The organism is Planifilum fimeticola (assembly GCF_003001905.1).
Taxonomy (GTDB): Bacteria; Bacillota; Bacilli; order Thermoactinomycetales; family DSM-44946; genus Planifilum; species Planifilum fimeticola.
The window spans coordinates 70,080-76,492 of sequence record NZ_PVNE01000016.1; the positions used below are offsets into that span (position 1 = coordinate 70,080).

The 6,413-nt window shown below is 58.4% G+C and carries 5 protein-coding genes and 1 pseudogene; 3 read left to right on the top strand and 3 right to left on the bottom strand.

The features are described from left to right. Positions 1-223 precede the first annotated feature (223 nt). The 3 genes and pseudogenes from CLV97_RS10850 (at position 224) to CLV97_RS10855 (ending at position 3,619) form a co-directional block, all read left to right on the top strand. Complete coding sequence (locus CLV97_RS10850) at positions 224-2,125, top strand: alpha/beta hydrolase family protein (RefSeq protein ID WP_106345550.1); 1,902 nt, start codon at positions 224-226, stop codon at positions 2,123-2,125. A 363-nt stretch (positions 2,126-2,488) separates the two neighbouring features. Next, a pseudogene (locus CLV97_RS18955) lies at positions 2,489-2,611 on the top strand (hypothetical protein); the annotation flags it as partial. 147 nt (positions 2,612-2,758) lie between these two features. Further along, entirely contained in the window at positions 2,759-3,619 is an 861-nt protein-coding gene (locus tag CLV97_RS10855; RefSeq protein WP_245891480.1) for a phosphotransferase, read from the top strand. A 229-nt stretch (positions 3,620-3,848) separates the two neighbouring features. Here CLV97_RS10855 and CLV97_RS10860 read toward each other — a convergent pair whose 3' ends face one another. From CLV97_RS10860 to CLV97_RS18375, 3 genes are all read right to left on the bottom strand, one after another. Further along, a complete protein-coding gene (locus CLV97_RS10860; protein WP_106345552.1) occupies positions 3,849-4,589 on the bottom strand; it encodes a GNAT family N-acetyltransferase in 741 nt (246 codons plus the stop codon). A 53-nt stretch (positions 4,590-4,642) separates the two neighbouring features. Beyond that, positions 4,643-5,989, bottom strand: coding sequence for a purine-cytosine permease family protein (locus tag CLV97_RS10865; protein WP_170070466.1), 1,347 nt, complete (start codon positions 5,987-5,989; stop codon positions 4,643-4,645). A gap of 100 nt (positions 5,990-6,089) precedes the next feature. Beyond that, a partial coding sequence (locus tag CLV97_RS18375; RefSeq protein ID WP_211295733.1) for a hypothetical protein occupies positions 6,090-6,413 on the bottom strand: 324 nt, incomplete at its 5' end.

Consider the following 6,413-nt stretch of genomic DNA (forward strand, 5'->3'; position numbering starts at 1 on the left):
GTTTTCACTGAACCGGCCGTTTTATTTTTTCACGGAAATGTCTTATCCGGGTCGAGGACGGGCAGCGCCGGCGTCCGGCCTGCGGCTTGTTCGACAAGCGGGCGGTCCATTTTCTTTTGTTCGGTTTCGAATATTCTTTCCAATCTTTTGGTTCCCCTGTTATACTGGAAAAGGAAGACAAGCGCTGTCTTCCCCGAATACGGGAAATTTCGAGGAGGGTATCATGGCGCGGATTGAATCGTTTCTTTCCACCCGTCTGTTCCTTTATCCCAGACAGGCGGGCGGCCGGCTGTATTTCCTGAGCAATTTGAGCGGCCGTCTCAGCCTGTACGCGATGGACGAAGGCGGGAGCGTACCCGAACCGCTTCTGCCCGCCGACATCGCCCTGCAAAATCCGAAGTTGATCGGGGGAGAACCGTACGCCGTTTTTCCGGAACTGGGCAAAATCCTGGTGATGATCGACAAAGACGGCGACGAGAATTATCAGCCCATGCTCATACCCGTGGAGGGAGGATTTCCCGAACCGGCCTTCGGCGATGTTTTCGACGGATGGCGCGTCCATATGCGGAAGAGCGATTCGGAACGAAACATCGTCTACCTGAACGCAGAATCCCGGTCGGAGTCCCTCCACGTGGCCTGGAGAGGTCGGCTGGATACGGGGGCCTTGGAAAAGCTGGGCGAAAGCAAGTGGGATGCCTGGATTGCCGGGGTGAACGCCGACCACACGAAAGCCATCCTGCTGGACAGCTATACGTTGGGAGACCACGTCCTCCATCTGTGGAGGGAAGGGGAAGGGTTTTCACTGCTTTACGGAAAACCGCTGGAGGAACGCGCCGAAGGGGAAGAGATTCCTCCGAACGCCATCCATGCCTGCCACTTCACGGCGGGGGACCGGGGGCTGCTCTTCCTCACCGCCCTGCATGAGGATACCTACGGGCTCGGCTATTTGGACCTGAAGGACCCCCGGGAGGTGAAACCCGTCGAGACGGTCGGCACGGTGCACGAGGGCCGGGGAGAGATGGACACCCTGGAGCACCTGGGGGACGACCGCTACCTGGTCGGCTTCAACATCGACGGGGTCTCCTGGCTGTATGAGGGGATCTTTGACGAAGAAGACCTGCGGATGCGCCTCCACACCGTCGTCATCGGAGAGGCCCCCCTGGACCGGGGGGTGTTGGATTCGATCCACTACGACCGGAAGAAGGACCGGTACGTTCTGTCCTTCTCCTCGGCGACCTCGCCCACCCAGATTTACACGGTCCGGGGGGAGAAGCGCGATCAGGTGGCCCAACACACCCGGGAGCGGCCGCTGGGGCTGGACCCGAAGCTGCTGTCTCCGGGAGAGGATGCTTCCTTCGAATCCTTCGACGGATTGCGCATTTCCGCCCGCCTTTACCTGCCCGCCGAAGAGCTGGGATATGAGGGCCCCCGCCCCCTGATCTACTACATCCACGGAGGCCCCCAAAGCCAGGAGCGGCCGGATTTCACCTGGTTCTCCATGCCGCTGATCCAGTTTCTCACTCTGAAGGGCTTCGCCGTCTTCGTTCCCAACGCGCGGGGAAGCACCGGTTACGGACTGAAATACACCAAGCAGGTGGACCGGGACTGGGGCGGCAGAGATCGCCTTGACCATGTCCACGCCATGAAGGTGCTGTCCCGGGACCCGCGGATCGACACTTCCCGGTCGGGGGTGGTGGGTCGTTCCTACGGCGGTTACATGACCTTGACGCTGGCGTCGCGCCATCCGGAGCTGTGGTCGGCGGCAGTGGACATGTTCGGCCCCTATGATTTGGTCAATTTCATGAGCCGAATCCCGGAGACCTGGAAGCCCTACTTTGCCATCGCCGTCGGCGATCCGGATAAAGACCGGGATTTTCTGGCCGAACGGTCTCCCCGCACCTATATTGAAAACATCGCCTGCCCGCTCCTGGTGATCCAGGGAAAAAACGATCCCCGGGTGGTGGAGGCCGAATCCCGGGATCTGGTGGAACACCTCCGGGAACTGGGCAAGGATGTGGAGTATCTGTTGTTCGAAAACGAAGGGCACGATGTGCTGAAGCTGGAAAACCGGGTCCGCTGCTACAACGCCATCACAGACTTTTTCGTGAAGCATCTGAAGCCGTGATTTCCTTTTTGTCCAAGGCAGCCGGCACGTTCGATTCGCCGCCCTGCCGCGCGTCCTCGGCGGGTACCGCGATCGATCACCCTCCCGCAGGGAGTAAGGCCAGGTACTGCATTCCGAGTCGGGATGGGGAGGGCGATTTGTGGGAAGGAAGGATCGGCGCGTTTTTCCGCGACTTTTCCCGAAATGCGGGGTATTGTCGTTGTCATCCGCGATTTTGCCGAAAGGAGCCGGACACTTGTTCAAGTCAGTGACATTGTTCATCCTCGCAGGGTTGGCCGAAATCGGCGGAGGATAGCTGATCCGGTTGTGGCTCAGGGACGGACGGCCGGCGTGTACGGGTTGCCGGGGGGAATCCTTCTGTCGATGTACGGCGCGATCGCCGCCTTTCAATTCTTTCCTTCCTTTGGCAGAGTGTACGCAGCCTGCGGCGGCGCGTTCATCCGATCTCCCTCCTCCGGGGATGGGGGATCGATCACAAAACCCCCGACCTGGATCGGAGCGGCAATCTGTCTGGTCGGTGTGGCCGTGATCCTATGGGTGCCGAGAAATCGATTCCGGTTTTCGTCCGGCCGACCAAGGCGCGGCCGATCAAAGGGAAGGATTCGATCCCGTCACAGGAGGGATGGTGGAGCGATGGATCCGAAACAGTGTCTTCGGAGCATCCAAAAGGCCGTTTCCGCTTTCCAGATCCGGTCTTTCCGACCGATCTGCGACGGGTGGGACTTTTTTGTGATGGAGGTGAACGGGGAGTGGATGTTCCGATTTCCCCGCCACCCGGAAGGGATTGCCCAATTGAAAAGGGAAGCCGCTTTTCTGGAGAAGGTTTCCCCGCACCTGCCGGGTTCCGTTCCCCGTTATGAAAGGATCTGTTGGGATTCGGATCCCCCCTTCGGGGGGTATCGAAAAGTGGCGGGCCATTCCCTGTCGGATGCCCGTAACATTCCTCCCAATGTTTCCGCCGATCTGGGACACTTCCTTTCGGCCCTTCACTCGCTGCCGCCGGAAGAGGTGTTTCCATCCGATTCCGTGGAGCAGGCGGATTGGGTCGCCCTCTGGCAAAGGCGGGTCCGGCTGTGGGAGGAGCGGGTGCTGAAGGAGTTGGACCCCTTTCTGGAATCCGCGGTGCGGGGCTGGTTCCGACGGTTGCTGGAAATCATGGATTCTTCATCGGTTCGGCTGACGCCCATACACGGGGATCTGAGCGCCGAGCACGTTCTGATTCGAGACGGTCGCCTGTCCGGAGTGATCGATTGGGGAGATGCGTGTTGGGGGGATCCGGCCCTCGATTTTGCCGCCCTGTGCCATGATATGGGGGAGACATTGGCCCGTGAGACAGCCCGGCATTACACCGGCCGACAGGATGCGACCTTCTGGGTCCGGGCGGACCTTTACCGCAAGCTGGCCCCCCTTCACGGCATGCTTCACGCCCTTGAGCATGGAGACCGCCGGATATGGGAGTCGAATATGCGGCGGTTGAGGGAGACCGCCGTGTAGGGGGGCAGGACAGCATACGAGCCGAAGGGGAAAGATGACCGCCTTTCTTCACGGATACAGGAGCTTTCCGCAAAGGGCTTTGCGGCCTCTTTTTTGGAGGGGAGGGGTGAAGATCCTGAAGGGCAAGGATGAAAAGGAGACGGAGTTCCTCGAGGGACTCGGTGACAAAAGGAAGCGCCGCGCTTCATCCCGCGACGCTTCCGCTCCGGTAGTTTCAGTTTTCAACGCTTTAAAGGCGGTAAGCCATCCACACGTTGGGGTCGAGATAAATCCCTTCATCCTTTTCCCGATTGATCGCAACCGGCGTCAGGGCGCCGGGGACCACATATTCCCCGCTTTCCGGAAAGCGCATTCCGGTCCATTTTTCCCAATCCGCCACCGATCCCCGCACCTCCATGGAATTAGACGCCACTTTCAGGAATTGGGCGCCGAGCTTCCAGTGCACGCGCAGCCAGGGATCGAAGGGGGCACCATCCTCCTGCCGCCAGCGGATGTACCGCTCCATCGGCGTGAGGGGGTACAAGCTCTTGCGGTTGGGGCGCACCGGCGCGATCAAACGAGAGAAGCCGTGTTCTTGGGCCAACTGTTTCATTGCGGATACCGCCCGGCTGCTGAGCCCCTTTCCCCGGTGGCTTTTGGCCACGATCACCGCAAGGGCGCACAGAGTGTTGGGGGGATGACGGCGCTCTCCGAATCCTCTGACGAGGGCGCCGTCATAGCCTGAGGGAAGGTTTTCCACGGTTCCGTCCCAGGCCAGCGGAAGGGCGTGTCCGCTGGCCTGGACGTTTTCCCGTTCATCGCACAGGACGAATTGCAGGGACGGGAAATCCCTGAGCACCCGGTCCCAGTATTCGGCGTTGTGCCGGTCTCCCTCGATCACGTAGTTTGGAAAGGATCCTTCATGTACCTTTTCAAGCCCCTCAAACAGGTCCGGCCGTCGTTCAAGGGTGTGGACGTTCAGTGAATCCATCCGGAATCATCCTTCCCGCCGGTCATGCCGGAACAGATCCAGGGTCCCGGTTTTCAGGCCGATTCGGCCGTTTCTTTCGCTTTTTTGGCGCTGTTCCTCTTCACGATACTTCCAATGATCCACTGAAGGAGGAAAGCGGCCAAAAACGCATCCAAGGCCGGGATCTGGGTCATTTGAAACAGTCCAAATCCTCCCTCGCTCGACGGGGAGGTGGAAAGGCCCACCAGCGTGGCGAGCACCCAGACGACGATGGAATGCCAATAGAGAAGGGGAATTTTGTTGTCGCGGAGGAAAGCCATGGTAAAGCGTTGCTTGTTCAAGAGATAATACTCCGCGATGAAGACCCCTCCGATCGGCGAGACGAAAGCCGAAAGGATGGTCAGGAAGGTGATGAAGCTGTCGTAGATGTTGAATACCGCCAAAGCCGTTCCGATCAGCCCGGCTACGATGACCAGGGTCGGCCTCGACCATCTGCGCAGGGCGACGGAGAGGGCGAGCCCCGTCGAATACAACCCGTTGTCATTGGTCGTCCAGGTGCCCAAAACGAACAGAATGGCCGCCAATCCGCCCCATCCGATGCCGAACATCACCTGGATGAACTCGGCGTTGGAGGTATATTTGGCGATGATGACGGCGATTACCAGCATCAGGCTGTTGCCGACTAAAAAGCCGACGACGGCCGCAATAATGGAGTCCTTCTTGGAGCGGGCCCACCGGCCGATGTCCGGTGCGGCGATGGCCCCAACGAGGAACAGAGAGGTGACCAGGGAGATGGCCATCCCGAGGGGAATCGTGTCCGCCACCGGTTCGACATGGACGGCTTTCCAAAAGGACTGGGAGGGGATCACGACCACGAGGATGCCGATGAGAATTCCGAACATGATCGGGACGGCGATGATGCTGAGCCATTCGATCGCCTTGTAGCCGATGACGGCGGTGGACATCATCAACAAGCCGCCGATCAGGGCCGCGACCGGCAGGGAGACTTCGATCCCGGCCAATTCCTTGACGATCAATTGTCCGCTGACCGCGAAAAAGCCCGTCTGCACACCGAACCAGCCCATTCCGGTGATCCCGATGATCAGGGAGGCGATGCGCGAGCCGTATTCTCCGAAGACGAACCGGGTGAGCATCGCGGTGGACATCCCGGTTTCACTGCCCACGTAGCAGGTGAGGGCTCCGACTACGGCCAGGATGAGGGATCCGATAAAGGTGGCGATCATGGCGTTCTCAAAGGACATTCCCAATCCGATCTGCGTGCCGAGAAGAATCCCCGCCAGATCGATCCCTCCGCCGATCCAGATCAGCGACAAGGACAGCCAATGGCGACGGGCACTGGCGGGAACCGACTCCCGTGCGTAATCTCCGGAGAGGGGATAATGATATTGTTGCGATCCCACGATTGGCACCCCGCTTTTTTCGGTTTTGACGCGTTACTGAGTGTATTACGTCGTCAGAACCATCATTTACATTTTTGATATTACTATACCACGATAAAATTCATAGAGCAATTTGTAGTCGGAATAAACGGTATATTAAATGAATTCTCTGCTTTTTATCGAGGAGTTGAAAAAGAGCGTCCAGGGAAGCTTTCGTCAATCGTAAAATCTGTTGAATAAGGAGTCTTTGCCGTAAAAAAACTCCCCCCTTTAAAGGGGGGAGTGAGATTGATGACAAACCCCCTGGCTCTTTTCGCAAGAAAAGCGCCAGGGGTTGCATGTTTATGGGGAATAAACAGATAAAGGAAATTAGATTTGGTAAATTAGGCGGATCACAAAGCCTTTTCCTCTCTTCGAGAGGAGCAAGGCCATTTTTTTGATGTTT

Bases quoted from the DNA above. Each gene is read 5' to 3' on its own strand.
- CLV97_RS10850 (WP_106345550.1), top strand. From the start codon at position 224: ATGGCGCGGATTGAATCGTTTCTTTCCACCCGTCTGTTCCTTTATCCC.
- CLV97_RS10855 (WP_245891480.1), top strand. From the start codon at position 2,759: ATGGATCCGAAACAGTGTCTTCGGAGCATCCAAAAGGCCGTTTCCGCT.
- CLV97_RS10860 (WP_106345552.1), bottom strand. From the start codon at position 4,589: ATGGATTCACTGAACGTCCACACCCTTGAACGACGGCCGGACCTGTTT.